The following is a 26,328-nucleotide window of genomic DNA, read 5'->3' on the forward strand; positions in this document are numbered from 1 at the left end:
CCGTGGCGGCGCGGGCGGCTCCCCCGCGCCCCCGTATGGCCGGCGCCCTCGCGGGCGACCTCTCCCGCGACGTGTCAGGCGCTCGTCTGGGCGGCCAGGAGCAGGCGCCGCGCCTTGCCCCGGTAGCGCAGGACCTGGACCGCGCCGAGCGCCCAGATGGGGTACTGCACGGCGAAGGCCCAGCGGAACGCGTCCAGGCCGGTCTCTCCGGCCAGGTCGAGGATGACCCCGACCAGGGCGATCACCGACATGGACGCGACGAAGCCGCCGCCGTTCACGATGCCGGTGGCCGCGCCGATCCGGGCGGCCGGGTTGAAGGTCCTGGCGTAGTCGAAGCCGATCATCGACCCCGGGCCGTTGGCCGCGAGCACCACCACGAGCAGGACGAGCAGCCAGAGCGGCGCCTGGCCGGGCCAGGCCAGCACGGCGGTCCACGCCGCGGCGGTGGTGCCGATCACGGTGAGGACCATCCGGGAGCGGTGGAACGGGAACCGTCCGGCGAGGTAGCCGAGCAGCGGTCCGCACGCCATGCCGCACAGGGTCAGGGTGGACAGCAGCACACCCGCCGTGGAGGGGTCCAGCCCCTGCCCCTGGACCAGGAACGGATAGCCCCACAGCAGCAGGAACGCGGCGGCCGAGCACTGGGTGGCGGCGTGGGTCCACATGCCCAGCCGGGTGCCGGGTTCGGCCCAGGCGGCCTTCAGCCCGGGAGGCTCTCCCGTCCGCTCCGGGCGCGAGTCCCGCAGCAACGTGATCAGTAGGAACGCCGACAGCACGCCCAGGCCGGCGGCGCCCAGGAAGGTGGGCGTCCAGCCGTAGGCGTGCAGGGACTGGATCAGGGGGACCGCGGAGGCGATCGCGCCCAGCTGCCCGATCAGTCCGGTGAGCTGGACCATCACCGGATTGCGGTGTGCGGGGAAGTGGAGGCTGACCAGCCGGATCACGCTGATGAACGTCATCGCGTCGCCGCAGCCGATCAGCGCCCGTCCCGCTATCCCGGGCAGCAGCCCCTCGGCCAGTGCGAAGACGAGTTCGCCGCAGGCCATCACGGTGGCTCCGGCGATGAGCATGCGCTTGGAGCCGAGCCGGTCGACGAACACGCCGACGGGCACCTGCATGGCCGCGTAGACCAGCAGTTGCAGCATGGCCAGGATGGAGAGCCCTGCCGCGCCCACGTCGAGCCGGGCGGCGGCCTCGATGCTGGAGACGCCGAGGGACTGGCGGTGGAAGACCGCGATGACGTAGGCGAATACACCGGTGGCCCAGAACAGCATTGCCATGGACCGTGATGTCATGGATTAGATATTACTTTTACCTTTTTTTGAAGATGTGGCCGGGCGGGGCGGTCCCGGACCTCCGGCGGCGCTCAGCGGTGTGGGTAGCGGATGAGCAGGCTGGCGTGGACGTCCTGGTCGCCGATCGCCGAGTAGGTGTGCGGGACGTCCGAGCGCCAGGTGAGGTGCTCACCCGGCCCGGCCCGGAGGGGCGCGTCGCGCGGGCCGGCGACCAGCGTCCCGGCGAAGACCGTGATGTGCTCGGTGACGCCCTCGTGATGGGCGGGGGAGACCTGCGTGGCCCCTGCGGGGATCACCAGCCGGTAGAGCTCGTAGGTGACGGCCTCGTCCTCGAAGATCTGGAGGAGCACGCCCTCGACGGCGGTGCCCCGGATGACGGGGTCGGTGCCCAGGACCAGCGCCAGGGGCACGCCGAGCTGGGCGGTGACCGCCCAGAGCGTCTCCAGGGTGGGGTTGCGGGTGCCGTTCTCCAGCCCGGAGAGCGTCGCCTTGCCGACGCCCGCGCGCCGCGCGAGTTCGGAGAGTGAGATGCTCCGTTCCTCCCTCAACCTGCGGATTCGCTGACCTACGTCCGATGTGCCGGTCTCCTGGGCGGGACGAGGACTTTGTGCGCCGGGCTCCATGAGGCTATGGTGCAGCATGACGATCGTTCCGTTTACGGAACGCCTGGGATGTGCGGCCCCGGAGACCCCGCGGAACGGGTTCCGGGCCGGATGAGCCGTGGACGGCCGGGGGAGATCGCAGGGGCTTCCAGAACGGGGAGGGGACGACAGGGATGACACGCCTTCTTCAGCCCGTGCTCGCGGGAGTGGTGACCGCGCTGGTCGGCTTTGCGAGCTCCTTCGCCGTGGTCCTGGCCGGGCTCCGGGCCGTGGGCGCCGACCAGCGGCAGGCGGCGTCCGGGCTGCTCGCGCTCTGTCTGGCCAACGGCGTGCTGGCGATCTGGCTGGGCCTGCGCCGGCGCATGCCGATCACCATCGCCTGGTCGACGCCGGGGGCGGCGCTGCTGGTCACGACCGGTGCCCTGGACGGCGGGTTCCCCGTCGCGGTCGGCGCGTTCGTGGTCTCCGGCCTGCTCATCGCCGCCGCGGGACTCTTCCCGCCGCTGGGGCGCTGGATCGCGGCCATTCCCACCCCGATCGCCTCCGCGATGCTCGCCGGAGTCCTGCTCAACCTGTGCATCGCACCGGCCCGAGCCCTCGGCGAGGTGCCGCAGATGGCCGGTCCCGTCGTGCTCGTCTGGGCGCTTCTCAGTCGTTTCGCCAGCAAGTGGGCGATCCCGGGTGCTCTCCTGGTCGCCGTCGTGGCCATCGCGCTGACCGGACCCAGCCTCGGGGCGGTGGACGTGCGCCCGGTGGTCGAGCTGACCGCCCCGGCCTGGAGCGCCACAGCCATGATCAGTATCGCGCTCCCGCTGTTCCTGGTCACCATGGCCTCGCAGAACGTGCCGGGCATGGCGGTCCTCGCCGGGTACGGCTACCGTCCCCCGCTGCGCGGCATTCTCGTCGGCACGGGTCTGGGCAGCACCCTCGGCGCGCCCCTGGGCGGGCACGCGGTGAACCTGGCGGCCATCACCGCGGCGCTGGCCGCCGGTCCGGACGCCGACCCCGACCCGGGCCGCCGCTGGATCGCCTCGGTCACCGCCGGAGGTTCGATGATCATCCTGGGCGTCGGCTCCGGGCTGGCCACCGCGCTGGTCCTGCTCTCCCCGCCCGTGCTGATCGAGGCCGTGGCGGGCCTTGCGCTGATCGGTGCGCTCGCCTCGGCGATCACCGCCGCCGTGGCCCGGCCCGAGGGCAGGGAAGCGGCGGTGGTCACCTTCGTGGTCACCGCGTCGGGGCTGACACTGTTCGGGGTGGGCGCGGCGTTCTGGGGGCTGGTGGCGGGAGGTCTCATGATGCTCCTGCAGCGCAGGAGGGTTCCCCCGGTCTCCTCTGAGCCGGAGCACGGGCAGGCCCGGCCCGCGGGCGACTCCGGGGAGCTCAGCCGGCAGTGAGCACCGGGCTCCTGCGCCGGTGGACCAGGAGGCCGGTGGTGGTCAGCCGCCCTCCACGCGCCCATGGCGGCCGGCGACGAGCTGGTCGGTGCTGTGCCGGCGGGGGACCTCCACCCTACGATCAAGAGGAGTCCCAGCACTATCATGTGACCTCATCTCGGGCAGCGTCTGTTGCAACCGCTGCTGCCCCGTGGCGGCGGGATTATTCACCGGGCCCGCGCGGTTGCCAGAAAACGTGGCAGAGATCGACGTCGTGGTCATCGGTGCGGGACAGGCCGGACTGTCCAGCGCCTACTTCCTGAGCAGGGCCGGGCTTGATTTCGTGGTTCTCGACCGCTCTCCGCGTCCCGGCGGCGCATGGCAGTTCCGCTGGCCCTCCCTGACCCTCGGCGCCACGCACCGCGTGCACGACCTCCCCGGCCTGCCGATGGGTGTGGCCGACACGACCCGGCCGTCGTCGGAGGTCGTCTCCGAATACTTCGCCGCCTACGAGCGGACCTTCGACCTGCCGATGCGCCGCCCGGTCGCGGTGCGAGCGGTCCGGGAGGGTGAGGGCGGGCGGCTGCTGGTGGAGACCACGGCCGGTGACTGGTCGGCCCGCGCGCTGGTCAACGCCACCGGCACCTGGGACCGCCCCTTCTGGCCGCGCTATCCGGGGCAGGAGACGTTCCTCGGCCGGCAGCTCCACACCGCCGACTACGTCACCCGGGAGGAGTTCGCCGGCAGGCACGTCGTGGTGGTCGGGGCGGGGGCCTCGGCCGTCCAGCTCCTGATGGAGATCGCCGAGATCACCACAACCACCTGGGTGACCCGCCGTCCTCCCGTCTTCCGTGAGGGTCCGTTCGACGAGGGGGCGGCCCGCGCGGCCGTCGCCCGGGTCGACGCCCGCGTCCGCGCGGGGCTCCCGCCGGGCAGCGTGGTCGGAGCCACCGGCTACCCGATGACGCCGCAGGTCAGGGCGGCCATGGCGGCCGGAGTCCTGGACCGTCTGCCGATGTTCGATCGGATCGTTCCCGAGGGGGTCGTCTGGGATGACGCCGTCGGGCAGAGGCGCCTGGTCACGGCCGACGTGATCCTGTGGGCGACCGGGTTCCGGCCGGTCGTCACCCACCTGGCCCCGCTGCGCCTGCGCGAGCCGGGCGGCGGCATCCGGGTCGAGGACACCCGGGCGGTCCTGGACCCCCGCGTCCATCTGGTCGGTTACGGCCCCTCGGCCAGCACCATCGGGGCCAACCGCGCGGGCCGTACCGCCGTCCAGCACATCCGCCGGCTCCTCGGCGAGCCCGTCGCGGCGTAGGGGGGCCAGTGGTAAGCGCGGCAAAAACAACGGACATGCAGGCCAACGCCCCTTGGCCGAGCTGTATGCGAAGTCCTTTGCTGAGGTTCTGGCCTGCATATCCGTCGAAAATTTCGCCGTTACCACTGGGACCCCTAGGTGGCGCGGGAGTCCTCGTCGATTGCCTTCCGAGTGGCGGTGTGGCTGCGGTCGATCGCGCGGCGGCGACCGTCACCGACGCCGCGCCAGGGGTTGCGTAAACGATTACAGAACGCGAAGATCACTGTGTTTGCGCCTTTGCCTTTGAAAGGAATACGGGTGCCCCAAACCCCCCACAGCGAATCGGGAACCCGAGGCCTGCTCCTGGCCCCGCTCGCGGCCCTGCTCACGTTCGTCATGTTCCTCGCGCTCACCCCGCCGGCGAGCGCCAACACCTTCGGGTGGTCGTACCTGCATCCGTCGGGGTGCTGCTCACAGGCGGACAACAGGGACCACTACTACAACTACTCGTCGCTGACCTCGTACATGAAGGTCGCCGGCAACTACGCCATGATCCACCTGGACTCCCAGACCGACATGGCCACGCACTACGACTCCTCCCCCGACATCCACACCGACGTGGAGATGTTCGACCAGTACTACGACGACTACTGGGGCCTGGACTGGGACGGGTCGAGCACCGGCAAGAACCTCCACGCCCGTGCCGAGTGCGTACGGATCATCAGCCCGGGGCTCATCAACGGCTGGTGGAAGTGCGACCAGTACGAGATCCGCTTCGATCTGGCCGACATGAGCGGTTTCTCGGAGAACGAGCGCAAGAAGACGGCCTGCCACGAGGTCGGGCACAGCGTCGGGCTCGGCCACTCCTCCGAAAGCAACTCCTGCATGAAGACGGGCCGCTCCACCGTGCGCAGCTACACCTCGCACGACGTCGCGCACATCAACGGCCGATTCTGAGGACGGGACACATGTCGAAGATGCTCCGATCCCGCACCGCGGGGGTGGGTCTCACCCTCGCCGTCGCACTCGGCCTGGCGACTGCCGCCGGAGTGGCCGCCTCCTGGCCGGGCGAGGCCGCTCCCCCGTTCTGGTCCATGATGCGCTCCGGCGTGGGCGAGTCGACCGGCACGTACCTGTACGACTCACTGGACGACCTGACGCCCGGCGCGCCCGCCTCCGGCGCCTTCACCCCCGCCGCGGCGCTGCTGGAGGGCACCGTCGTCGGCATCGAGCCGGGGATCGCCTTCGGCTCCGACGACAGCGCGGGCGCCGCGCCCGTCGTCGGATACGACACACCCGACGCGGCGATCCGCTACGCCAGTCTCGTCGTCAAGGTGGACCGCGTCCTGTCCGGAAAGCTCGGCCTGGGCCAGCAGAGCGGCCAGATCCGGCTGCAGATCGAGCAGCCGAAGCAGAGCACCCTGGCCGACCTGCGGGCCTCCATCAGCAGCGCGGGGCACGGCCTGTTCTACGTGCACAACGCCCTGGAGCGGTACCAGGCCGAGGGGCGGACGGTGCCCCAGGCGCTGGCCAGCTACCTGGCCTCGGTGCATGTGCCGATCGGCGAGGGCGTGTTCGTCGAGCAGGCACCGGGCCAGCCGGTCATCGCGCCGCTCATGGACGGCCCGGAACGGGTGGACCAGATACTCAACGGCGCCCCGGCGCCCGTGGAGGAGCCGCCGGACACGCCCTCCCCCAGGCCCCCCAAGCCCTCGGACTTCCCGCACGACGACAACCCAAACGGGACGCCGACGGCCGCCCCCGTCCCGGACCCCACGGACGACCCCGACGCCTCGGCGGTGGACGTCCCCGACCCGGTCACGACGGACACCGCCGGCCCCGTGGCAAGCGAGCCCGCGGTCGGCACCCCCACCTTGGACCAGCTGATGGGCCGCGCGGTGCGCGCGGCGTGCGTGGTCGGCACCAGCACCACGCTGACCACCTGCTGACCGAACCCCACGGGACCCCGTAGGGCGTCCGGTGGTCCGCCGCACCCTGTCACCACCCGCGAGCAGGCGTGGAGACGGTCATCCGTACCGCGCCGGACGGCGCCGCCTCCACGCCCGCCACACCTGATCAGGGTGTCTGGCCGGGCCCGTCGACGATCCCGGAGTCCAGCACGGACATGGCGGAGGTCTCACCGTCCCGCACGACCTTCGTACCGAGGTAGTGGTAGTCCCCGGGGTCGAGGATGTAGTAGCCCTTGCCGGCCTCCCCCACATCGAGAACGACGCCGATGCCCTTCCGCCCGTCCCCGTCCGTGGCGTTCTCCTCGATCGTGACATTCGGGATCTTCGCCAGGGCGCGGTACATCGCCGCGGACGTGTCCGGAGGGATCAGGGGCCCGTACTTCATGTACCACCCGATCGCCCCGAAGGCCCTGACGTCCGCTTCGGTTCCCTCCGGGCAGCCGGGCTGGCAGATCGACAGCGGTGCCCGCTCCTCCTTGAGATCGCGGAAGTGCTCCAGCAGCGCGTCCGGATCCGCGGGGAGGTCCTCCACCTCCCGCTGTGTCCGAGCGGGGTTGGTCCGCGCCCTCGGCTCGCCGTTGCCGAGCTTCAGCCTGCCGTCGACGCGGAGGGCGTCCTTGCGTCCGTCCAGCCGGCTCCAAAGCTCGAACGTCGGGAGGTCACCCCCCGCCATGTGCTGTGATTCCTTGATGTAGAACCACTGGTCCAGGCGGATGTCGACGGCCTTGGTCCGGGTGGCGACGAGCGCGGCGTTCTCCAGCACCAGCGCCGCGCTGGGCGGCCGCACCGCGGACGGCCGGCTCCCCGGTTCTGCGGTCCCCACGAGCTGGGGCACGAGCACGGCGGTGGCGGCGAGGGCTCCGGCTCCGGCCAGGGCAAGACCCCAGTGCAGGCGGGGCGCGGGCCGCGCCGGGCGTCGGCGGGGCACGGACGAACCCGCCCGGATCTCGGCGAGCAGCCGATGCTCTTCGGCCCGCAGATCGGACTGTGCCGGAACCTCGTCTCGCAGACTCTTGAGGAGCTCGATCTCGTTCATCTGTCCGTTCCTTCGTCTGTGGCGGTCGGATCGATGTCACCGAGCACCCGGCGTAGCTTGCTTCGAGCCCGATTGACCCGCGAACGCACCGTCCCCACCGGAACACCGAGTGCCTGGGCGGCCTGCTCGTACGTGAGGTCTGTCCACGTCACCAGCAGCAACGTGTCCCGGTGTCCCCGGGGCAGTCCCGCCAGCGCCGCGGCGAGCCGGCGCCGCGCTCCGCCCGCGGCCACCCTCTGATCGACCTCATCGGTGAACGGCTCGATCACCGAGTCCGCCCCCGTGCGGCTCAGTGCCCGATACAGGCCGATCTCGCGGCGGCGGTGCCGCCCGATGAGGTTGGTGGCGATGCCGTACAGCCATGGCCGCGCGTCGCCGTAGGCCAGGTCGTAGGACTCCCGGTGCTGGAATGCCGTCGCGAAGGTCTCGGCGACGATGTCCTCGGCGGGATCCAGGCCCAGCCGCCTGATGACGTAGCGCTTGAGCGCCGGTGCGTGGCGGGTGAACAGCGTGGCGAATCGTTCAGGCTCATGCCGGGATCGTTCGATCACCGTGGCGTCGTCGGCCGTCTCCACGCCCGCGGGCCGAGGCGGTGCGTCCGTCCGGCTCTTCTGTCGCATCTCTTGCCTCTCGGGTGTCTGCTGTGACACCGGTAATTACCGCCGGAGGGATCCGCGGTTCCCAGAAGTTCCGCGGTGAATACGGCGACCGTCCCGGACACCGGTGGCCGGGACGGCGCGCGGAAAGCCGTGGGTGCCGGAGCCGGCCTCCGCCGCACCCTTCCCCACCGGCTCGGCAGGCCTGTTCATCTCTTGACCACCCGGCTCCGGGTCTTAGTGTTGACGGGATGGAACGCACCCGTCTGTATCGCAACGGCGTCATGGAGGCCGAAGGTTTTCCCATCGACGACGTCTCCGATTACGTCGGAGACCCGTCCGCCGTGGTGTGGTTCGATCTGTGCTCGCCGACGCAGGCGGACCTGACGAAGATCAGCGAGGAGCTCGGCCTGCACCCGCTGGCGGTCGAGGACGCGCTCCAGAGCCACCAGCGTCCCAAGCTCGACACCTACGACAGCCATCTGTTCCTCAGCGTCTACGGCGCCAAGCTGGTGGACAAGCATCTCCAGCTCATCGAGATAGCTGCTTTCGTCACCAAGAACGCCCTGGTCACCGTCAGGGAGAGCCCTCAGTTCGACATCGACGAAGTGATCAGGCGCTGGGACGCCAATGCCGAGATGGCCAAGTACGGCGTGCCGTACCTGCTGCACGGCCTGCTCGACTACGTGGTGGACGGGCACTTCGAGGTGCTGCAGGCGATGGATGACCGGGTCGAGGCGCTGGAGGACGACCTCTTCGAGGAGAACGCCGGCGACCGGGCCTACATCCAGCGCCAGACCTTCGAGATGCGCAAGAAGCTGGTGCGGTTCCGGCGGCTGGCGGTTCCGGTGCGCGAGGTCGTGGGCAGCCTGCTCCGCAGGAGCGTGGAGCTGCTGGATCCGGTGCTGGACCCCTACTACCAGGACGTCTACGACCACACGCTGCGGGTCGCCGAATGGACCGACTCCCTGCGTGAGCTGGTGGGCAACGTCCGCGAGGCCCATATCAACCAGCAGGGATTCAAGCTCAACGACATCATGAAGAAGATCACGAGCTGGGCGGCCATCATCGCGGTGCCCACGATGATCACCGGATTCTACGGCCAGAACGTGCCGTATCCCGGCTTCAGCCAGCCGATCGGCTTCTGGACCTCCACCCTCGTCATCCTCGTGGCCTCGTCCATCCTCTACCTGATCTTCAAGAGGAGGGGCTGGCTGTAGTCGCCGCCGTGCCGGTCGCGCCGCCGGCGAGCGGGCGTCAGGGGCGCAGGCCGTGGAACATGACGGCCAGTGTCCTGGTCCGCAGCTCCTCGTCCCAGCCCTGGTGCTGCGCGGCCAGGCAGGCGGCGGTCAGGAGGGCCAGGAGCTCCGCCATCCCGACCTCCTCACGCACCGCGCCCGCCCGCTGGGCGCGGGTCAGCAGCGTCTCGACGGCGCCGCGGATGTCGTAGGTCCCCGCCGTGGCGGCCTTGACGTCGATTCCGGTGCCGGCGAGGGCGTCGGCGAAGACCTTCTTCACGGTGGCGTCCTCGACGATACGGGTGAAGAACGAGAAGAGGGCAGCGCCGGGGTCGGCGGCGGTGAACAGCGCCTGTGCCTCCTCGGCGAGCCGGCGTTGACGGTCCATGACGATCGCCTGGTAGAGGGCCTCCTTGGTGGGGAACTGGCGGTAGATCGTGCCGACGCCCACTCCGGCGTGCCCGGCGATCGTCCGCATCGACGCGGTCAGCCCGTCACGGGTCAGGACTTCTTCCGCCGCCGCCAGCACGCGGGCCAGGTTGCGTTGGGCGTCGGCGCGCATCTTCGTCCTCCGTGGGAAAGCCTCGGCAGCGTTGACAACCGGAACAAGTGTTCCGTATGTTTCAAGCGGAACGCTTGTTCCGATTCTACCGGAGGAGCGGCTTTGAACTACGTACGGCTCGGCGACTCGGGGCTGAAGGTCTCCCGGGCATGCCTCGGCACCATGAACTTCGGCACCGTCGGGGGGGTGGGCGGCTGCGACGAGGCGGAGGCCACCCGTGTCATCGACGCCTTTCTGGACGCGGGGAACAACTTCGTCGACACCGCCGACCTCTACCACGGCGGTGAGTCTGAGGAGATCCTCGGCCGGGCGCTGCGCGGCCGACGCGACTCGGTGGTCGTCGCCACCAAGGGCAGCCGTCCCCAGGGGCCGGGCCCCAACGACCAGGGCCTGTCGAGGGCCCATCTCACCAGGGCGCTGGAGGCCAGCCTGCGACGGCTGGGCACCGGCTACATCGACCTCTACCAGTGCCACATATGGGACGCGGAGACCCCGATCGAGGAGACGATGGCGACACTGGACGGGTTCGTCCGTTCCGGCAAGGTCCGCTACCTCGGCTGTTCCAACTTCACCGCCCCGCAGATCGTGCAGGCGCAGTGGGCCGCCGAACGCGTCGGGGGCACGCGGTTCGTCAGCCTCCAGCCGCAGTACTCGCTGGTGGCCCGTCTCATCGAGGTGGAGATCCTCCAGGTCTGCCGGGACCACGGCCTGGGCGCCGTCACCTACGCCCCGCTCGGCGGCGGCGTCCTGTCCGGCCGCTACCGTCGTGACACCGCCCCCGGCCCGGACAGCAGGATGGGCAGGATGATGTCGCTCGCGACACCGGCGGCCCGCCGCTGGGCGCGGGACATGCTCAGCGAACGGAGTCTCGGCATCGCCGACGAGGTCGCCAAGGTCGCCGCCGAGCTCGGCACGACGTCCACCGCGGTCGCCATCGCCTGGGTCGCGGCCCGCCCCGGTGTGACCTCGGTCGTCATCGGCCCCCGGAACCTGGAGCAGTACGGGCAGAACGCGGCCGGATTCGCCCTTGAGCTCCCCTCCGAGGTGGTGGCCCGGTTGGAGGAGGTCTCCCGTCCGGGCGACAGGCCGATCACCGGCGCGTCCTGGTGATCCCGTGTCAACCAAGGCGGTTGCGGGAATCAGTCATATCTGAACCTGTAATCCTCCGTGGAGGTATGGGTGGGCGCACGGGGAGTTGTCATCGTGGTTCTGGGCGCCGCGGTGATGTTCTCACTGGCGACCCAGGGCGATGGCCGGCCGAAGGACGAGACCAGGGTGAGAGTCGTCCCGCTCGCCAACCTGGACGGCGTGCGGCCGGGACTCGCCCCGGTCCGGTCAGCGGGTGACAGGTCCGAAGCGGTCGGGCTGATCAAAAGGCTGCGGGTCAAGGGGATGGGGCCGAAGACGGGTTACACGCGGACCCGCTTCGGCGGCAACTGGGCGGATACGGCCAAAGGCGTGCCGTACGCGCGCAACGGCTGCCGCACCCGCGACGACCTGCTCGCCCGGGACGGCGAGGACGTGAGATATCTCCGGGGATCGCGCTGTGTCGTCGTGTCGATGAGGCTGCGCGATCCCTACACCGGCAGGACGATCCGGTGGCGCAGGCAGCGGGCGGACGAGGTCCAGGTCGACCACGTGGTCCCGCTCTCCTACGAGTGGCGGATGGGCGCCTCCCGCTGGCCGATGGCCAAGCGGATGCGGATCGCCAACGACCCGCTCAACCTGATCCCCGTGTACGGCGACGCCAACGAGGCCAAGGGCGGCTCGGGCCCGGCCTCCTGGCTCCCGCCGGTGCGCCGGGTGCGCTGTGCCTATGTCGTACGCTTCGCGCAGGTCGCACTGAAATACGGCCTGCCGGTCACCCGGGCCGACAAGGCCACGATGCTGGCCCAGTGCCGGTAGGCCCCGGCTGTCTCAGAAGCGCCGTCGTCTCAGAAGCGCCGGAGCAGCGCCTGCTTGGCGGCGGTGAACTCCTCCTCGGTGAGCACGCCGTCACGGCGTAGCTCACCCAGCTCGCGCAGGCGGCGCAGGAGCGCGTCGGGGTCGTCGCCCTCTCCGGAGGGAGCGATCGCCTCCGGCGCGGGGGCCCCGAGGACGGACGGCTGGTCCGAGGGGTGCGGCAGCCGGGCGAGGAGAGCGGTGACGAACAGCGCCGCCGTCCTGGTCTCCTTGTCCAGGCCCCACAGGAGCAGGCAGTGCGGGTCGTGCTTGGGAGCCAGTTTGTGCGCCGAGCCCCTGACCTGGAATCGGAGGTGCCCGTTCTCCAGGCCGGCGGACGGGATCCACTCCACACCGGCCAGGTCCTTCAGCGGGAAACGCTGGGGACCGGCCGACTTCTTGGCCCCCTCGACCGCCCAGTTCCACTCGACGCGGACCGACTCGCCGTCGAAGGTCGCGGTGCCGTCACCTCCCGACACCGTCAGCGGCAGCCCGGGGCCGGGCATCAGGTAGCGGTCGCTGGGACCGTCGGGCACCTGCTCGATCACCAGGGCGTTGCGCACCTCGTCGACGAAATACTCGGCGACGCCCGTACGGTCGGGATCGATGGACAGCTGGTAAGGATCGGCCGCCTCGGAGATGCGCCCGCGAGCCGCCTGGGTGAACGGGTCGGCGCCCTCGCGGAGCCGGAGCCGGAGCCGCCCACCCTTCTTGCCGGGCTCGTAGGCGATGCCCGCGACCGCCGCGACCGGGACCTCCACCTCGCCGAGGAGCTGCCGCAGTTTGTTCACGCTCCGATCGCGGCCGGGCACGATCCTCAGGATCTCGCCGTCGAACGTCCACGTCCCGTCCCGAACCATGACCTCCGCCATACCGGGATCTTACGGCGACCGCCGCCGCCCGTGCCGACCTCCGGGAGGCCCGGGCCGGTTTCCGGTCACCGCCCCGGGCCTTCTATCCTCGAAGTCCACCCGCGATCCGCAGGCGAAGGAACCCCCGTGACCTTTTCGGCCCTGAACCTCGACGAGCTGACCGAGCAGCGTGACCGCGCTCTGCGTGACTACGACGCGCTCGTCCAGCGAGGACTCTCCCTCGACCTCACCCGGGGCAAGCCCTCGGGCCGGCAACTCGATCTGGCCTCGGCCATGTTGACCCTCCCCAGTGGCCACACCGCCGCCGACGGCACCGACTGCCGTAACTACGGGGGACTGCAGGGTCTCCCCGAGCTCCGGGAGATGTTCAGCGGCCTGCTGCAGGTCCCCGCCGGCCAGCTCGTCGCGGGGGGCAACTCCAGCCTCTCGCTGATGCACGACTCCATCGTCCACGCCATGCTCGGCCAGATGCCGGGCGCCGGGCGCCGGTGGGCGGACGAGCCGCGGATCGCCTTCCTGTGCCCGGTCCCCGGATACGACCGCCACTTCGCCCTGTCCGAGAGGTTCGGCATCGAGCTCATCTCCGTGCCGATGACCGCCGACGGCCCCGACATGGACGTCGTGGAGCGGCTCGTGGCCGAGGACGCCCAGGTCAAGGGGATCTGGTGCGTGCCCAAGTACAGCAACCCCACCGGCGTCTCCTACAGTGACGAGACGGTGCGCCGCCTGGCGGCCATGCCCGCCGCCGCGCCGGACTTCCGGATTTTCTGGGACAACGCCTACGCCGTCCACCACCTCACGGACACACCGGCGGAGATCGCCGACCTGCTGGCGCTGTGCGCCGAGAACGGCAACGCCGACCGCGCCTTCGTCTTCGCCTCCACCTCGAAGATCACTTTCAGTGGGAGCGGCATCGGTTTCTTCGGTTCGTCCCCGGCCAACGTGACGTGGCTGCTCGGCTCCATGGCCAAGGGGACCATCGGCCCCGACAAGATCAACCAGCTCCGTCATGTGGAGTTCCTCCGCGACGAGAACGGCATCCTCGCGCACATGCGCCGTCAGCGCGAGCTGATCCGGCCGAAGTTCGACACGGTGGACCTGATCCTCACCAAGGAGCTGGGCGGCACGGGCCTGGCGTCCTGGTCCGCTCCCGGCGGCGGTTACTTCATCGGTCTCGACGTGCTGGAGGGCTGCGCACGCCAGGTGGTGAGCCGGGCGGCCGACGCGGGCATCGCGCTGACCCCCGCGGGCGCCACCCACCCGTACGGGAACGACCCCCGCGACAGCACCATCCGCATCGCGCCCACCTACCCGGAGCTGGACGAGGTCGAGCTCGCCATCGCCGGCCTGGCCGTCTGCGTGCGTCTCGTCGGCACCGAGAAGCTGCTGGAGCAGGCCCGCTGAGCATTCTGGACCAACTGTTCTGACGGCTTTTGGACCTTATGGAGGAGGCGGCCCGCTCCCTACGGTGTGACCACACACCGCTCGGCGGGCGAGGGGGGACGCGGCGATCGGCGGCGGCGCGTACCACGTGTGCTCGGAACGGACCCGGGCGGCCTCCACGGCCGCCCTCCGGCCGGTGCCCTCTCCCTGATCCCTCAGGGGTGCAGTGCGAGTCCCTTGAGCACCTTGTCGACGGCGTTGCGCGGCCCGTGCACCGCGATGCCGACCAGACGGAGCTCGCCGGCGGGTACGGCGCGCACCGCAGCCCGGTTGTCCTCGTCGTGGTCGGTCTTGAAGAGCTCCTCGGTGTAGACGGCGACGTCGAGCCCGCGTGTCACCGCGCGGGCGTGCGCGCCCCGCAGACCGGCGGTGCCGGCCGCGTAGACGAGGACGGGCTGGCGGAACATCGCCAGGTAACGGTTGTCCGACCCGTCGGCGTACGGCTCGCCCATCACCTGCGGCCCGCCCCCCGCCACCCCGCTGGCCAGGAACGCGGTGACGTTGAGCTTCTGCCAGGCGGCGAGGTCCGCACGGACCACGATGCCGCTCTTCGTATCGAAACGCATGCGTCCCAGCCTGGCCGCCCGCGGCCCGCCGGTCTTGAACGCTCGTGCGGCGGGCACGGGCTGAGCGGCGGTGGGCACAATGGAGGTCATGGCAGGTGACTGGTCTCGCTACTGGAGGTCGCCCGGCAGGCGGCTGGAGGCGATGCACGCCCACTTCGAACGGCACGCCTACCACCGGCACAGCCATGAGACCTACTCCTTCGGCGTCACCGACGACGGGGCGCAGGCGTTCACCTGCCGGGGCGCCGGGCACACGAGCACGGCCGGGATGGTGATGGCGTTCAACCCGGAGGACCCGCACGACGGCAAGGCGGCGGACGCGTTCGGATTCACCTACCGCATGGTCCACATCGGGCCGGAGCTCGTCGCCGACGTGCTGACCCAGTCCGCGGGACGCCGGGCCGCGGGACGCCGGGCCGCGGGACGCCGGGCCGGGCTGCCGCTGTTCGCCGAGCCGGTCGTCCATGATCCGGTGCTCGCCGCCGGGCTGCGCCGCCTGCACGCGGCCCTTCTCGGCGGGGCCCCCGCGCTGCTCGGCGACGAGCTGCTCGACGCCGTCGTCCTGGCGGCGGTCCGCCGCGCGGCCATCGGCGGGCCCGGTCAACGGCGCGCGACCGCCGCACCGGCGGCGTCGGCCATCGCCAGGCGGGTGGCCGAACGGCTCCACGACGACTACCGGACCGATCTCACCGCCGACGCGCTGGCCGCCGTCTCCGGTTCCAGCCGTTTCGCCGTCTACCGGGCCTTCCGGGCGATGTACGGCATGGCGCCGAGCGACTATCAGCGGCAGGTCCGCCTGCGTGCCGCCCGCAGGCTCCTGGCGGGTGGCGCCCCGATCGCCGAGGCCGCGTCGGAGACCGGGTTCGCCGACCAGAGCCATCTGACCCGCTGGTTCGTCCGCTCCTACGGGATCACGCCGGGCACCTACCGCCGTGGTTCACCCTGACCGGCCGCCGGCCGTCCCCGGCGGTTCCGTGGCGGTCAGGGTGTCCGGGGGCGCTCCCGTGGCGCCGGCGGCGAGAGCGAGCTTGACCTCAAGTTAAGTTGAGATTTTAGGGTTCTTCCTGTGTCGCCAACCGGGAACGCCGGCGATGTCGTGGCCCCCAAGGGGGATCTGCCAGGACGGAGCGGAGCGTGACCCAGGTGTCCAGTGTGATCGCCACGGCCACGCGGCCGATTCCGCCGTCGCGCGGAGGCGGCCCGCGGCACCGGCTGCGAAGGATTCTGTCGGTGCCATGTGCGATCGTCATAGACCATTCCCCCGATCTCGGAGACAGCGCGATGGACATGGAAGTGACCGCGTGGACATCGCTCTACCACGCGATGAACGCGCAGGAGGATCGGCGGCCGTTCTCCATGGCCGCGCTGCGGCGCATCGGCGCCTTCGCACGGCCCCACCGGCGGCTGCTGACGTTCTACCTGCTGCTCAGCGTCGTGACGGCGGCACTGGCGGTCGCGACCCCCGTGCTCGCGGGCCGGGTGGTGACCGCGATCGTCAACGGCGCCGCGGCGGACGTCGTCATCGTGCTCGCGGTGCTCATCGCCGTCATCGCGGTGGCGGAGGCCGGGCTCGGGCTGATGACGCGGTGGCTGTCGGCGAGCATCGGTGAGGGCCTGATCCTCGACCTGCGCACCGCGGTCTTCGACCACGTGCAGCGCATGCCCATCGCCTTCTTCACCCGCACCCGCACCGGCGCGCTGGTCAGCAGGCTGAACAACGACGTCATCGGTGCGCAGCGGGCGTTCAGCGACACGCTCTCCGGTGTTGTGGGCAACATCGTGACGCTCGTGCTCACGCTCGCCGTGATGATCGGGACCTCCTGGCAGATCACCCTGCTCGCACTGCTGTTGCTGCCGGTGTTCGTCCTGCCCGCCCGGCGGATGGGCACCCGGCTGGCACACCTCGAACGCGAGTCGGCGAACCACAACGCGGCCATGAGCACCCAGATGACGGAGCGGTTCTCCGCGCCGGGCGCGACGCTCGTGAAACTCTTCGGCCGGCCCGGCAACGAGTCGGCCGAGTTCGCGGCAAGGGTCCGGCGGGTGCGCGACATCGGGGTGCGCACGGCGATGGTGCAGTCGGTGTTCGTCACCGCGCTGATGCTGGTCTCGGCTCTCGCCCTTGCTCTCGTCTACGGTCTCGGCGGCTTCTACGCCCTGCGGGGGCAGTTGGAGCCGGGGGCCGTCGTCGCGATGGCGCTGCTGCTCACCCGCCTCTACGCCCCGCTGACCGCCCTGGCCAGCGCGCGGGTCGAGGTGATGAGCGCGCTGGTGAGCTTCGAGAGGGTCTTCGAGGTGCTGGACCTCAAGCCGCTGATCACAGAGAAGCCGGACGCCCGGCGGGTGCCCGACGGGCCGGTGTCGGTGGAGTTCGACGGGGTGCGCTTCGGTTACCCGTCGGCGGACAAGGTGTCGCTCGCGTCGCTGGAGGAGGTGTCGACCCTCGACACGCGCGGCGGCGTCGAGGTCCTGCACGGGGTGTCGTTCCGCGCCGAGCCGGGACAGATGGTGGCCCTGGTCGGGTCCTCGGGCGCCGGGAAATCGACGATCGCACAGCTGCTACCGAGACTCTACGACGCGGAGGAGGGCGCCGTGCGCCTGTCCGGCGTGGACGTCCGGGACCTGTCGGCGGAGTCGATCCGCGAGACGCTCGGCATGGTGACGCAGGACGGACACCTGTTCCACGAGTCGATCCGGGCGAACCTGCTGCTGGCCCGGCCGGAGGCGGCGGAGGACGAGCTGTGGGAGGTGCTCCGCCGCGCCCGGCTCGCCGACCTCATCGAGGCGCTGCCCGACGGGCTGGACACCGTCGTCGGCGAGCGCGGATACCGGCTCTCCGGCGGTGAACGCCAGCGGTTGACGATCGCGCGGCTGCTGCTGGCGCGTCCGCGGGTGGTGATCCTCGACGAGGCCACCGCGCACCTGGACTCCACCTCGGAGGCGGCGGTGCAGGAGGCGCTGGGCGAGGCGCTGGCCGGGCGGACCTCGGTGGTGATCGCGCACCGGCTGTCCACCGTCCGGGCCGCCGACCTCATCCTGGTGATCGAGGACGGGCGGGTCGTGGAGCGCGGCACGCACACCGATCTCCTCGCGGCGGGTGGCCGTTACGAGGAGCTGTACCGGACCCAGTTCGACCAGCCGTCCGTCAGGGAGGCGATCCACTGACCGCATCACCGAGTGTGGTGCCCGACGCGTGGTCGGTGCAGCGGGCCGGGTGCCCCGGTTCCCAGCCCGTCGCCCCGCAGGTCCCTGCTCGCCGGGACAGCCGTGCGGTGAGCCGGGGTCTCGGCAGCACTGAGGACAGAGTCAATCCCTTACCCACGGGCCTGGTCGTGGGAATCGGCGGCCTACGGAGCCTTGAACCCCAGGGTGTAGGGGCCGGAGCCACTTGAGGCGACCACCTGGTAGCGGTAGTAGCCGGCCGTTCCGCTATAGGCGATCTTCTCGTCGCTGGTCGGGCCGGCGGAGGTGGCGACGGTCTGCCAGCTCGCGCCGCTCCACTTCTGCAGGTAAAGATCGAAGTCGGTGTCCTCGCCTGCGTTCAGGCAGCTGTAGTGGAGTCCTGTGACGCTTGACCTGTAGTACCGGTTGCCGGGCTGGTAGGCGGACTTGCCGCTGTCCAGGGTGCCGGTCGACGTCCGTGGGTAGCCGGTGCAGGTGCCCGTGGCCGGCGGTGGCGGATTGCCCGCGGTGGTCACCAGGGTCAGGCCGTAGGCCGACAAAACCGGGCCGATCGGTTGGAAGTAGGTGGTACCGCCGGAGCTGCAGTCGCCGGAGCCGCCGGAGGCGATGCCCTGGGCCTGGTCGACGGAGATGAAGGAGCCACCCGAATCACCGGGTTCGGCGCAGACGTTCGTGCGGGTCAGCCCGAAGACGTTGCCCTGGGGATAGGTGATGCTGGCGTCGCGCTGCTGGATGAGGCCGCAGTGCCAGTCGGTGGTGGAACCGGACCGGCAGACCGACGAGCCCTGGACGGCCGTCTTGGCGCCGGCGACGGACACGGTGCCGCCCTCCCCGTTGTCCACTGAAGGCCGGGGCGTCCAGTTGCCGTTCACCGCGATCCAGGAGTAGTCCCCAAGCGGGAAGGTCGACGCCTTGAAGACACCTTGAACGGTCCGGTTGAATCCGATGGTGGTCTCACCGGCCTTGCCGCAGTGCCCGGCGCTGACGAACCCGCTCTGGGTTCCGTGCATCACCGGGAAACCGATCGAGCAGCGGCTCGTGAGACCGATGTAGTAGGCCTGGCCGCCCACCAGGTCGTCGAAGGGCTGGGGTTGCTCGGTGGACGGCTGCACGACCACCACGGTCTTGTCCACGTCCGTGCCCTCGACGACGGTCTCGGCCTCGTCGGGTTTCTGGGCGAGGACGACGACCTTGTTGGTCTTCACGTCGATGTAGCGCACGCTCGCCACGAGCGGTCGCACGGGCAGGGCGTCGTCGAGTTTCTGTTTGATCGAGATGAGTTGTGCCAGAGACCTGCCGACGATCTCAGGCTGGGCGCCCGCGGCGATGATCTGGGGGATGTCGGCGGCGTCGGTGGTGGCCACCACGAGGGTTTGCGCAACGGTTCCTCTGAGCCAGGCGCCACCGAAGCGGTCACCGAGCCGCTGGCGTAGTCGTGCCTCGACCGGTACCAGCCGGGTCTCGTTGAGCAGGCGGGCCTGGGCTTGGGCCTCGCTGAGACCAAGATCGCGCTGGAGTGCCTCCAGCATGCCCGGTGGTGGTTTCCGGGCGAGCACGGCGGTTGAGGTACTCGCTGTCCGGCGTTCGGCCCCGGCAGGGATGGCGGTCAGGGTAAGTGCGGTGATCGCTAGGGCGCACGTGGTAGCGGCATGTCTGCGGGACATGGGTTTCTCCTCGACCTCGGCTTTCTGAACACGAGGGGAGGTCGCCCGCATCACGGATTGATCATGTGATGTGGGCGATGCCACTCTAATTCAGTTGTTGCCGGTCAATGCCGTGAACGCCGCGCGGCACGCGGGCGACGACGTGGAATGGGGCGGCCGGTACGCACCGATCCTCGCGGGGATCACGGTGGTCATCGCCAGAAGGGGCCCGGGTCGCCCGTGAAGCGCCGGTCAGCGATCGGAGATCCGGGCCTCGGCGTGTGCCCACGCCGGCTCCTCGCCACGGGGGTGGTAGGTGACGAGCCGCTCGCTCCGCCGTACGAGCGCCCGGATGTCGGAGACCACGCCCTGGGCGCGTGCCTGGACCAGGGCGTTGCCCAGGGTGGCGGCCTCCACCGGGCCCGCGACGACCGGCAGGCCGGTCGCGTCCGCGGTCATCTGGCAGAGCAGCGTGTTGCGGGCGCCGCCGCCGACCACGTGCACGACCTCCACGTCCTGGCCGCTGAGCCGTACGGCGGCGCGGATCGCCCTGCGGTACGCGAGGGCCAGGCTCTCCAGCACGCACCGGACGACCTGCGCCCGGCCGGCCGGGGGCCGCTGGCCGGTGCGCTCGCAGAAGGCGGTGATCCGGGCGGGCATGTCCCCGGGCGGCAGGAAGGCCGGGTCGTCGGGGTCGATCACCGCCTGGAACGGCGGGGCCTGCGCGGCGGCGGCGAGCAGTCCGGTCAGCCCGGTGTCACCCCATACGCGCACGCACTCCTGGAGGATCCACAGGCCCATCACGTTGCGCAGGTAGCGGATGGTGCCGTCCAGGCCGCCCTCGTTGGTGAAGTTGGCCAGGCGGCTCTCCTCGGTCAGGACAGGCCGGGGAAGTTCGAGCCCGACGAGCGACCAGGTGCCGGAGGAGATGTAGGCGAACCGTTCGGTGGCGGCGGGCACCGCCACGACCGCCGAGGCCGTGTCGTGCGAGGCCACCGCGGTGACCGGGGTCGAGCCGGGCAGTCCGGTCTCGGCGGCGACCTCGGCGCGGAGCGTCCCGGCGGCCGACCCCGGCTGCCGCAGCTCCGGGAGGATTCCGGCCGGCAGGCCCAGCCGGTCGGTCAGCTCCCGGGCCCAGCCGCCGGCCCGCACGTCGTACAGCCCGGTGGTGGAGGCGTTGGTGGTCTCCGCGCCGACGGAGCCGGTCAGCCAGTGGGTCAGCAGGTCGGGGATCAGCAACAGCGTCCCGGCGCGGCCGAGGTCGGGGTCGGCGAGCAGCTGGTAGACCGTGTTGAACGGCAGGAACTGCAGGCCGCCGACCTGGTAGAGCGCATCGGCCCCCACCTCACCGGTCACCCGCTCCATGATCCCGGCGGTCCGCCCGTCGCGGTAGTGCACCGGGTTGCCGATGAGCCGCCCGCCCCCGTCGAGCAGGCCGTAGTCGACCGCCCAGGAGTCGATGCCGATCGAGTCGACCGGGCCGGCCTCGCGCAGTCCGTCGAGCACCCCCCGGTACAGGGCGAGGATGTCCCAGTGCAGGGTTCCGCCGACCCGGACCGGCCGGTTGGCGAACCGGTGCGCCTCGGTGAGACGCACCCGCCCGTCCTTGATCCGTGCGGTCATCACCCGCCCGCTGGAGGCGCCCAGGTCGACTGCCGCGTAAACGCCCATTTCTCACTCCCCGTCCGTCGTCGGATGGTCGCCGCCGTCCTGTCGCGCGGGTCCGGTCGACTCGCGGACGACCAGCTCGGGCTGGAACACGATCTGCCGGTGGGCGTGCGTGCCGGGATCACCGCACTCCTCCAGCAGCAGCTGGGTGGCGATCTGCCCGAGCGTGTAGGTGGGCTGCCGGATCGAGCTGAGCGACACCGCCGAGGCCGCCGCGAAGTCGATGTCGTCGTATCCGATCAGGGCCACGTCGCCGGGCACCTTAACCCCGGCCTGCAGCAGGCCGCGGAGCATGCCGAGGGCGAGCAGGTCGTTGGCACAGAAGATCGCCTCCGGTAGCCGGCCGGAGCCGACGAGCCTCTCGGCCGCCTCCTGCCCCGCCCGTGCGGTCATCGCCGGCGCCTCCACCGTCTCCATGGCGCCCGAAGGGTCGAGACCCGCGGCGGCGAGGGCCTGGCCGGCGCCGTGCCCCCGGTCCAGGCACTGCCGGATGGTCTGCGGGCCGCTGAGATAGGAGATCCTCCGGGCGCCGCGGTCGAGCAGGTGGGCGACGGCCATCCGGCCGCCGGCCACGTCGTCGACGGTCACCGAGCACTGGTCGGGCCGGTGGGAGGGGTGGTCGACGAGCACCACGCTGATGCCGCGCTCGCGCAGCCTGTCGAGCTGGTGGGGGGCGTCGTCCGACGGGGTGATCAGCACACCGCGCACCCGATGCTCGGCGAAGACGGTCAGGTTGTGCTCCTCCTTGGACGGGGAACCGGCCGAGTTGCCCAGGATCACCGCGTAGCCGAGGTCGCTGGCGACGTCCTCGGCTCCGGCCGCCACGTCGGTGAAGAACGGGTTGCCGATGTCCATGACCGACAGCCCGATGGTCCGGCTGTGCCCGGCGCGCAGTGTCGACGCCGAGCCGTGCCGGACGAAACCGAGCTCGCGGATCGCGTCCTTGACGCGCTCCCGGGTCGCGGGGGCCACCCGCTCGGGCCGGTTGAGCACGTTCGAGACCGTGCCGGGGGAGACCCGCGCGAGCTGGGCGACCTCCTTGATGCTGACATCACCCAACGGTGCCTCTCCTCGGTCCGGCATAGATTAAAACGTGTTAGCAATCGTAGGCAAGACCCTACCCAAGTCTCTTCCTGCCTCGGCCGCGTCCCTGTCGGCGCGGGGCGCCGATGGTGCCGTAACGCATTGGAAACAGGACATTCATCCCCTATTGACAAGCCCTGATCCCCGGATTAGCGTCCCGGCAACTCTCTAAAACGTTTTTAGTCAGGGAAGGGTGTGGCCGGTGATCGAACCGGGCGAACGGGAGGCGCCGCCCCTCGAACGGATCCCTCCCGTGCTGGCGCTGGCCGGGGTGAGCAAGGCGTTCGGCGCCGTACAGGCGCTGCGCGAGGTCTCCCTCGAGCTGTACGCCGGGGAGGCGCACGCCCTGGCCGGGGAGAACGGGGCCGGGAAGTCCACCCTGGTGAAGACCCTCGCCGGCGTGCACCGCCCGGACACCGGACAGGTCCTCCTCGACGGGGAGCAGGTGGAGTTCCACAACCCCGCGGACGCCCAGCGGGCCGGGGTGGCGGTGATCTACCAGGAGCCCACGATGTTCCCCGACCTGTCGGTCGCCGAGAACATCTTCATCGGCCGCCAGCCCCGGGCCTCGCTCGGCCGTATCGACCGCGGCACGATGCGCGCCAGGGCCGCCGAGCTCTTCACCCGGCTCGGCGTCACTCTCGACCCCGAGCAGCCGGCCCGCGGCCTGTCCATCGCCGACCAGCAGCTCGTCGAGATCGCCAAGGCGCTCTCGCGGGACGCCCGGGTGCTCATCATGGACGAGCCCACCGCGGCGCTCTCCGGCAACGAGGTCGCGCGGCTCTTCAACGTGGTGAAGGCGCTCCGGGAGCAGGGCTGCGCGGTGCTGTTCATCTCCCACCGGCTCGACGAGATCTTCGAGCTCTGCCAGCGGGTCACCACGCTGCGCGACGGCACCTGGATCGCCAGCGAGCCGGTGGCCGGGCTGACCCATGACGGCCTGATCCGCCGGATGGTCGGCCGTGACCTCGACACCCTCTATCCCAAACAGGAGACCGAGGCCGGCGAGGTGGCGCTCAAGGTCGGCCGCCTCACCCGCGAGGGCGTGTTCACCGACGTCTCCTTCGAGGTCCGGCGGGGCGAGATCGTGGCGCTCGCCGGACTGGTGGGGGCGGGGCGCAGTGAGGTGGCCCGGGCCATCTTCGGCGTGGACCGGTGGGACGCGGGGACCGTCGAGGTGAACGGCAGGCGGCTGCCGGCCGCCTCCCCGACCGCCGCGATGGCCGCCGGCCTGGCCCTGGTCCCGGAGGACCGGCGGCAGCAGGGCCTGGTGATGGACCAGTCGATCGAGCGCAACATCGGCCTCACCGGCCTGAAGGCGCTGCGCCGCGGGCCGGTCATCTCCCGGGCCGCGGAGCGGGACCGTGCCCGTGACTGGGCGATCCGGCTCCAGCTCAAGTTCAACGGGCTGTCGGACGCGGTGAACGTGCTCTCCGGCGGCAACCAGCAGAAGGTCGTGCTGGGCAAGTGGCTGTCCACCCGGCCCGAGGTGCTCATCATCGACGAGCCCACCAGGGGCATCGACGTGGGCACCAAGGCCGAGGTCCACCGGCTGCTGTCCGAGCTCGCCGCCGACGGCCTCGCCGTACTGATGATCTCCTCCGACCTGCCCGAGGTGCTCGGCATGGCCGATCGGGTGCTGGTCATGCAGGAGGGGCGGCTGGTCGCCGAGATCCCGCGGGAGCGGGCCACCGAGGAGAGTGTGATGACCGCCGCCACAGGGAGGGCCTCGTGATCGGGGTAACGGAGAGATCCGGCGAGCGCGGCACCCCCGTCGCGCGTCCGGCGGTCTCATGGGATGAGGGTGGCCCGATGGCCGAGCGGAGCGAGGACACCGGCGAGCACGGCGGCCTGGTCATGTGGCCGGCGGAGGGGGCCGTATGAGCGCCGTCACCGCCGGGCGGAGCACCCGGGGTGTGGTGGACCTGGTCTTCCGGGCCCGCGAGCTCAGCATCGTGGCCGCGCTGGCCGTCCTGGTCGCGGTGACCGCGGGCGTCAACGGCAACTTCCTGTCCGGCCAGGGCATGAAGGACATCCTCCTCAACGCCTCCATCCTGGTGCTGCTAGCCGTCGGCCAGTCCGTGGTGGTCATCACCCGCAACATCGACCTGTCCGTCGGCTCGGTCGTCGGCCTGGTGGCCTTCACCGTCGGTGACTTCCTCGCCGCCGACCACGGGCGGGGCATCGTCTTCGCGGTCGTGCTGGGTGTGGCCGTCGGCGCGCTCTGCGGCCTGGTCAACGGCCTCCTGGTCAGCTTCGGCAGGGTCCCGGCCCTGGTGGTCACCCTGGGCACGCTGTACGTGATCCAGGGGCTCGACCACTTCATCGCGCACGGCCGGCAGATCAACGCCGTCGACCTGCCCCCCGCGCTGCTGTCGCTGGGCAACGGCACGGTGCTCGGCGTGCCGTACCTGCCGGTGATCGCCGTCGTGGCGATGCTGGCCGTCGGCTACTACCTGCGCTCCTACCCCTCGGGCCGGGACTTCTACGCGATCGGCTCCAGCCCGGAGGCCGCGGGCCTGGCCGGCATCCCGGTGCGACGGCGTGTGATGGGTGCCTACCTGTTCAGCGGCGCGCTCGCGGGTCTGGCCGGGGTGCTCTGGCTGTCCCGGTTCGGCACGGTGGTGGCCGATGCCGCCAACGGCTGGGAGCTCCAGGTGGTCAGCGCCGTCGTGGTCGGCGGCGTGGCGATCACCGGCGGCGTCGGCACCGTGTACGGCGCCGCGCTCGGCGCGCTGCTGCTCACCACGATCACCAGCGCGCTGGTCGTGCTCAAGGTCAACCCGTTCTGGCAGCAGGCCATCACCGGCGCGCTGCTGCTCCTGGCGATCAGCGTGGACCGGCTGCTCGCGCTGCGGGTCGCCCGGGTACTGCGGAGGAGGAACGCCCGTCATGGCTCCTGACGTGACGACCGCGGATCCCGCGGACGACGTGAAGGTCCCGGCGCCCGCCGGACGCGGCCGGAGTCCGTTCGGCCGGTTCCTCCGCTGGGACGTGCTGGTCGGCGTGCTGCTGGTGCTCGTCTTCATCGGAGGTTCGGCCGGGTCGCCCGGCTTCGCGAGCATCGACAACCTGTCCTTCGCCCTCGGCGACCTCGGCGAGATCGCGTTGATCGCGCTGGCGATGACCATGCTGGTGGTGGCCGCCGAGGTCGACCTGTCGGTGGCCTCGGTGCTCGGCCTGTCCAGCGCGCTGGTCGGCGCGCTCTGGGACGCGGGCTGGGCGATCGAGACGATCATCCCGCTGGTGATCGTGGTCGGCGCGGTGTGCGGCCTGGTCAACGGGCTGCTGGTGACCCGGCTGGGACTGCCCTCGCTGGCGGTGACGATCGGCACGCTGGCGCTCTACCGCGGCCTCGCCTATGTCGTGCTGGGCGACAGGGCGATCGCCGAGTTCCCGCAGCAGTACGCCGACCTCGCCGTCGGCGACGTGCCGGGCACGCCGATCCCGTACCCGGTCATGCTCTTCGTCGTGCTGGCGGCGGTCACCGGCGTGGTGCTGCACGCCACCGGCTTCGGCCGGTCGCTGTTCGCGATCGGCGCCCAGGAGGAGGCCGCGCTGTTCGCCGGCATCCGGGTCAAGCGGATCAAGCTCATCCTGTTCGTGCTGTCGGGCACCGTCGCCGCCTTCGCAGGTGTCGTCTACACCCTGCGGTACGGCAGTGCCCGCGCCGACAACGGCGTCGGGCTGGAACTGGCCGTGATCGCGGCCGTCCTGCTCGGCGGCGTCGACTTCGACGGCGGCAAGGGCACCCTCGGCGGCGTCATCGCCGGCGTGCTGCTGATCGGGTTGCTCCGCAACCTGCTCATGCTCAACGACGTGTCGACCGAGATCCAGTCCATCGTCACCGGCCTGCTCCTGATCATCTCCGTGATCACTCCGCGTCTCGTCGCCGCGGCGGGGCAGCGCCGGCGCAGCCCATCGCCCACCTCATCGTCCACACCCCCCGAATCCTGAGGA

24 protein-coding genes are annotated in these 26,328 nt (G+C 70.9%); 14 read left to right on the forward strand and 10 right to left on the reverse strand.

Annotated elements, in window-relative coordinates; translation table 11 throughout:
* Positions 1 to 74: 74 nt before the first annotated feature.
* Both FHR32_RS15375 and FHR32_RS15380 read right to left on the reverse strand, forming a co-directional pair.
* Positions 75 to 1,280, reverse strand: a complete 1,206-nt coding sequence (locus FHR32_RS15375) for an MFS transporter (protein ID WP_246466157.1) — start codon at positions 1,278 to 1,280, stop codon at positions 75 to 77.
* An 86-nt stretch (positions 1,281 to 1,366) separates the two neighbouring features.
* Positions 1,367 to 1,936 carry a helix-turn-helix domain-containing protein gene (locus tag FHR32_RS15380; RefSeq protein WP_184754932.1) on the reverse strand — a complete coding sequence of 190 codons (570 nt, stop codon included), beginning with the start codon at positions 1,934 to 1,936 and terminating at the stop codon, positions 1,367 to 1,369.
* Positions 1,937 to 2,070: 134 nt separating this feature from the next.
* Between FHR32_RS15380 and FHR32_RS15385 the strand changes: the two genes are divergently transcribed.
* The 4 genes from FHR32_RS15385 (at position 2,071) to FHR32_RS15400 (ending at position 6,516) form a co-directional block, all read left to right on the forward strand.
* Positions 2,071 to 3,291 (forward strand): benzoate/H(+) symporter BenE family transporter, encoded by a 1,221-nt coding sequence (locus FHR32_RS15385; protein WP_184754933.1) that lies wholly within the window; start codon positions 2,071 to 2,073, stop codon positions 3,289 to 3,291.
* Positions 3,292 to 3,535: 244 nt separating this feature from the next.
* Entirely contained in the window at positions 3,536 to 4,588 is a 1,053-nt protein-coding gene (locus tag FHR32_RS15390; protein ID WP_376773368.1) for an FAD-dependent oxidoreductase, read from the forward strand.
* A gap of 297 nt (positions 4,589 to 4,885) precedes the next feature.
* Positions 4,886 to 5,524: a matrixin family metalloprotease gene (locus FHR32_RS15395; protein WP_184754935.1), complete on the forward strand. Its 639-nt coding sequence runs from the start codon at positions 4,886 to 4,888 to the stop codon at positions 5,522 to 5,524.
* Between the two features lie 11 nt (positions 5,525 to 5,535).
* Positions 5,536 to 6,516: a hypothetical protein gene (locus tag FHR32_RS15400; RefSeq protein ID WP_184754936.1), complete on the forward strand. Its 981-nt coding sequence runs from the start codon at positions 5,536 to 5,538 to the stop codon at positions 6,514 to 6,516.
* A 127-nt stretch (positions 6,517 to 6,643) separates the two neighbouring features.
* On the opposite strand, the gene FHR32_RS15405 is transcribed toward FHR32_RS15400, so the two are convergent.
* Together FHR32_RS15405 and FHR32_RS15410 are read right to left on the reverse strand one after the other, a co-directional pair.
* Positions 6,644 to 7,573: a CU044_5270 family protein gene (locus tag FHR32_RS15405; RefSeq protein ID WP_184754937.1), complete on the reverse strand. Its 930-nt coding sequence runs from the start codon at positions 7,571 to 7,573 to the stop codon at positions 6,644 to 6,646.
* Positions 7,570 to 8,193 (reverse strand): RNA polymerase sigma factor, encoded by a 624-nt coding sequence (locus tag FHR32_RS15410; RefSeq protein ID WP_184754938.1) that lies wholly within the window; start codon positions 8,191 to 8,193, stop codon positions 7,570 to 7,572. The genes FHR32_RS15405 and FHR32_RS15410 overlap by 4 nt, the downstream gene beginning before the upstream one ends.
* A gap of 227 nt (positions 8,194 to 8,420) precedes the next feature.
* Here FHR32_RS15410 and FHR32_RS15415 point away from each other — a divergent pair, with 227 nt between their 5' ends.
* Positions 8,421 to 9,389: a magnesium transporter CorA family protein gene (locus tag FHR32_RS15415; RefSeq protein ID WP_184754939.1), complete on the forward strand. Its 969-nt coding sequence runs from the start codon at positions 8,421 to 8,423 to the stop codon at positions 9,387 to 9,389.
* 37 nt (positions 9,390 to 9,426) lie between these two features.
* Here the strand turns inward: FHR32_RS15415 and FHR32_RS15420 are convergent, their stop codons facing one another.
* Positions 9,427 to 9,969: a TetR/AcrR family transcriptional regulator gene (locus tag FHR32_RS15420; protein WP_184754940.1), complete on the reverse strand. Its 543-nt coding sequence runs from the start codon at positions 9,967 to 9,969 to the stop codon at positions 9,427 to 9,429.
* Between the two features lie 102 nt (positions 9,970 to 10,071).
* Here FHR32_RS15420 and FHR32_RS15425 point away from each other — a divergent pair, with 102 nt between their 5' ends.
* Together FHR32_RS15425 and FHR32_RS15430 are read left to right on the forward strand one after the other, a co-directional pair.
* The gene (locus FHR32_RS15425) at positions 10,072 to 11,079 is read left to right on the forward strand and encodes an aldo/keto reductase (protein ID WP_184754941.1); all 1,008 of its coding nucleotides are present in this window, start codon (positions 10,072 to 10,074) and stop codon (positions 11,077 to 11,079) included.
* A 69-nt stretch (positions 11,080 to 11,148) separates the two neighbouring features.
* The gene (locus FHR32_RS15430; protein ID WP_312882371.1) at positions 11,149 to 11,874 is read left to right on the forward strand and encodes an HNH endonuclease family protein; all 726 of its coding nucleotides are present in this window, start codon (positions 11,149 to 11,151) and stop codon (positions 11,872 to 11,874) included.
* A gap of 29 nt (positions 11,875 to 11,903) precedes the next feature.
* Here FHR32_RS15430 and FHR32_RS15435 read toward each other — a convergent pair whose 3' ends face one another.
* On the reverse strand, positions 11,904 to 12,782 hold the full coding sequence (locus FHR32_RS15435) for a DUF4429 domain-containing protein (RefSeq protein WP_184754942.1): 879 nt from the start codon (positions 12,780 to 12,782) through the stop codon (positions 11,904 to 11,906).
* A gap of 126 nt (positions 12,783 to 12,908) precedes the next feature.
* Here FHR32_RS15435 and FHR32_RS15440 point away from each other — a divergent pair, with 126 nt between their 5' ends.
* Positions 12,909 to 14,186, forward strand: coding sequence for an aspartate aminotransferase type Ic (locus FHR32_RS15440; RefSeq protein ID WP_184754943.1), 1,278 nt, complete (start codon positions 12,909 to 12,911; stop codon positions 14,184 to 14,186).
* 194 nt (positions 14,187 to 14,380) lie between these two features.
* Here the strand turns inward: FHR32_RS15440 and FHR32_RS15445 are convergent, their stop codons facing one another.
* Positions 14,381 to 14,881 carry a DUF2000 family protein gene (locus tag FHR32_RS15445; protein ID WP_345003530.1) on the reverse strand — a complete coding sequence of 167 codons (501 nt, stop codon included), beginning with the start codon at positions 14,879 to 14,881 and terminating at the stop codon, positions 14,381 to 14,383.
* Between FHR32_RS15445 and FHR32_RS15450 the strand changes: the two genes are divergently transcribed.
* Complete coding sequence (locus tag FHR32_RS15450; protein WP_246466159.1) at positions 14,880 to 15,737, forward strand: AraC family transcriptional regulator; 858 nt, start codon at positions 14,880 to 14,882, stop codon at positions 15,735 to 15,737. The genes FHR32_RS15445 and FHR32_RS15450 overlap by 2 nt on opposite strands.
* Before the next feature lie 335 nt (positions 15,738 to 16,072).
* Entirely contained in the window at positions 16,073 to 17,956 is a 1,884-nt protein-coding gene (locus tag FHR32_RS15455; protein WP_184754945.1) for an ABC transporter ATP-binding protein, read from the forward strand.
* 182 nt (positions 17,957 to 18,138) lie between these two features.
* On the opposite strand, the gene FHR32_RS15460 is transcribed toward FHR32_RS15455, so the two are convergent.
* The 3 genes from FHR32_RS15460 to FHR32_RS15470 form a co-directional block, all read right to left on the reverse strand.
* Positions 18,139 to 19,638: a S1 family peptidase gene (locus tag FHR32_RS15460; protein WP_184754946.1), complete on the reverse strand. Its 1,500-nt coding sequence runs from the start codon at positions 19,636 to 19,638 to the stop codon at positions 18,139 to 18,141.
* A 231-nt stretch (positions 19,639 to 19,869) separates the two neighbouring features.
* Positions 19,870 to 21,288 carry a rhamnulokinase gene (locus tag FHR32_RS15465; protein WP_184754947.1) on the reverse strand — a complete coding sequence of 473 codons (1,419 nt, stop codon included), beginning with the start codon at positions 21,286 to 21,288 and terminating at the stop codon, positions 19,870 to 19,872.
* 3 nt (positions 21,289 to 21,291) lie between these two features.
* The gene (locus FHR32_RS15470; RefSeq protein WP_246466160.1) at positions 21,292 to 22,344 is read right to left on the reverse strand and encodes a LacI family DNA-binding transcriptional regulator; all 1,053 of its coding nucleotides are present in this window, start codon (positions 22,342 to 22,344) and stop codon (positions 21,292 to 21,294) included.
* A gap of 295 nt (positions 22,345 to 22,639) precedes the next feature.
* On the opposite strand from FHR32_RS15470, the gene FHR32_RS15475 reads away from it, so the two are divergent.
* From FHR32_RS15475 to FHR32_RS15490, 4 genes are read left to right on the forward strand one after another with little or no spacing between them, the layout of a single operon-like run.
* Positions 22,640 to 24,103, forward strand: a complete 1,464-nt coding sequence (locus FHR32_RS15475) for a sugar ABC transporter ATP-binding protein (RefSeq protein ID WP_184756545.1) — start codon at positions 22,640 to 22,642, stop codon at positions 24,101 to 24,103.
* Positions 24,100 to 24,252 carry a hypothetical protein gene (locus FHR32_RS15480; RefSeq protein WP_184754949.1) on the forward strand — a complete coding sequence of 51 codons (153 nt, stop codon included), beginning with the start codon at positions 24,100 to 24,102 and terminating at the stop codon, positions 24,250 to 24,252. The genes FHR32_RS15475 and FHR32_RS15480 overlap by 4 nt, the downstream gene beginning before the upstream one ends.
* On the forward strand, positions 24,249 to 25,271 hold the full coding sequence (locus tag FHR32_RS15485) for an ABC transporter permease (RefSeq protein ID WP_184754950.1): 1,023 nt from the start codon (positions 24,249 to 24,251) through the stop codon (positions 25,269 to 25,271). Before FHR32_RS15480 ends, FHR32_RS15485 begins: the two co-directional genes overlap by 4 nt.
* Positions 25,261 to 26,325, forward strand: a complete 1,065-nt coding sequence (locus tag FHR32_RS15490) for an ABC transporter permease (protein ID WP_184754951.1) — start codon at positions 25,261 to 25,263, stop codon at positions 26,323 to 26,325. The genes FHR32_RS15485 and FHR32_RS15490 overlap by 11 nt, the downstream gene beginning before the upstream one ends.
* The last annotated feature ends 3 nt before the right edge of the window (positions 26,326 to 26,328 follow it).

The sequence above is a fragment of the Streptosporangium album genome, from assembly GCF_014203795.1.
In the GTDB taxonomy this organism is placed as follows: domain Bacteria; phylum Actinomycetota; class Actinomycetes; order Streptosporangiales; family Streptosporangiaceae; genus Streptosporangium; species Streptosporangium album.

Bases quoted from the DNA above. Each gene is read 5' to 3' on its own strand.
- FHR32_RS15375 (WP_246466157.1), bottom strand. From the start codon at position 1,280: ATGGCAATGCTGTTCTGGGCCACCGGTGTATTCGCCTACGTCATCGCG.
- FHR32_RS15380 (WP_184754932.1), bottom strand. From the start codon at position 1,936: ATGCTGCACCATAGCCTCATGGAGCCCGGCGCACAAAGTCCTCGTCCC.
- FHR32_RS15385 (WP_184754933.1), top strand. From the start codon at position 2,071: ATGACACGCCTTCTTCAGCCCGTGCTCGCGGGAGTGGTGACCGCGCTG.
- FHR32_RS15400 (WP_184754936.1), top strand. From the start codon at position 5,536: ATGTCGAAGATGCTCCGATCCCGCACCGCGGGGGTGGGTCTCACCCTC.
- FHR32_RS15405 (WP_184754937.1), bottom strand. From the start codon at position 7,573: ATGAACGAGATCGAGCTCCTCAAGAGTCTGCGAGACGAGGTTCCGGCA.
- FHR32_RS15410 (WP_184754938.1), bottom strand. From the start codon at position 8,193: ATGCGACAGAAGAGCCGGACGGACGCACCGCCTCGGCCCGCGGGCGTG.
- FHR32_RS15415 (WP_184754939.1), top strand. From the start codon at position 8,421: ATGGAACGCACCCGTCTGTATCGCAACGGCGTCATGGAGGCCGAAGGT.
- FHR32_RS15420 (WP_184754940.1), bottom strand. From the start codon at position 9,969: ATGCGCGCCGACGCCCAACGCAACCTGGCCCGCGTGCTGGCGGCGGCG.
- FHR32_RS15435 (WP_184754942.1), bottom strand. From the start codon at position 12,782: ATGGCGGAGGTCATGGTTCGGGACGGGACGTGGACGTTCGACGGCGAG.
- FHR32_RS15450 (WP_246466159.1), top strand. From the start codon at position 14,880: ATGGCAGGTGACTGGTCTCGCTACTGGAGGTCGCCCGGCAGGCGGCTG.
- FHR32_RS15445 (WP_345003530.1), bottom strand. From the start codon at position 14,881: ATGACCTCCATTGTGCCCACCGCCGCTCAGCCCGTGCCCGCCGCACGA.
- FHR32_RS15455 (WP_184754945.1), top strand. From the start codon at position 16,073: ATGGACATGGAAGTGACCGCGTGGACATCGCTCTACCACGCGATGAAC.
- FHR32_RS15460 (WP_184754946.1), bottom strand. From the start codon at position 19,638: ATGTCCCGCAGACATGCCGCTACCACGTGCGCCCTAGCGATCACCGCA.
- FHR32_RS15465 (WP_184754947.1), bottom strand. From the start codon at position 21,288: ATGGGCGTTTACGCGGCAGTCGACCTGGGCGCCTCCAGCGGGCGGGTG.
- FHR32_RS15485 (WP_184754950.1), top strand. From the start codon at position 24,249: ATGAGCGCCGTCACCGCCGGGCGGAGCACCCGGGGTGTGGTGGACCTG.
- FHR32_RS15490 (WP_184754951.1), top strand. From the start codon at position 25,261: ATGGCTCCTGACGTGACGACCGCGGATCCCGCGGACGACGTGAAGGTC.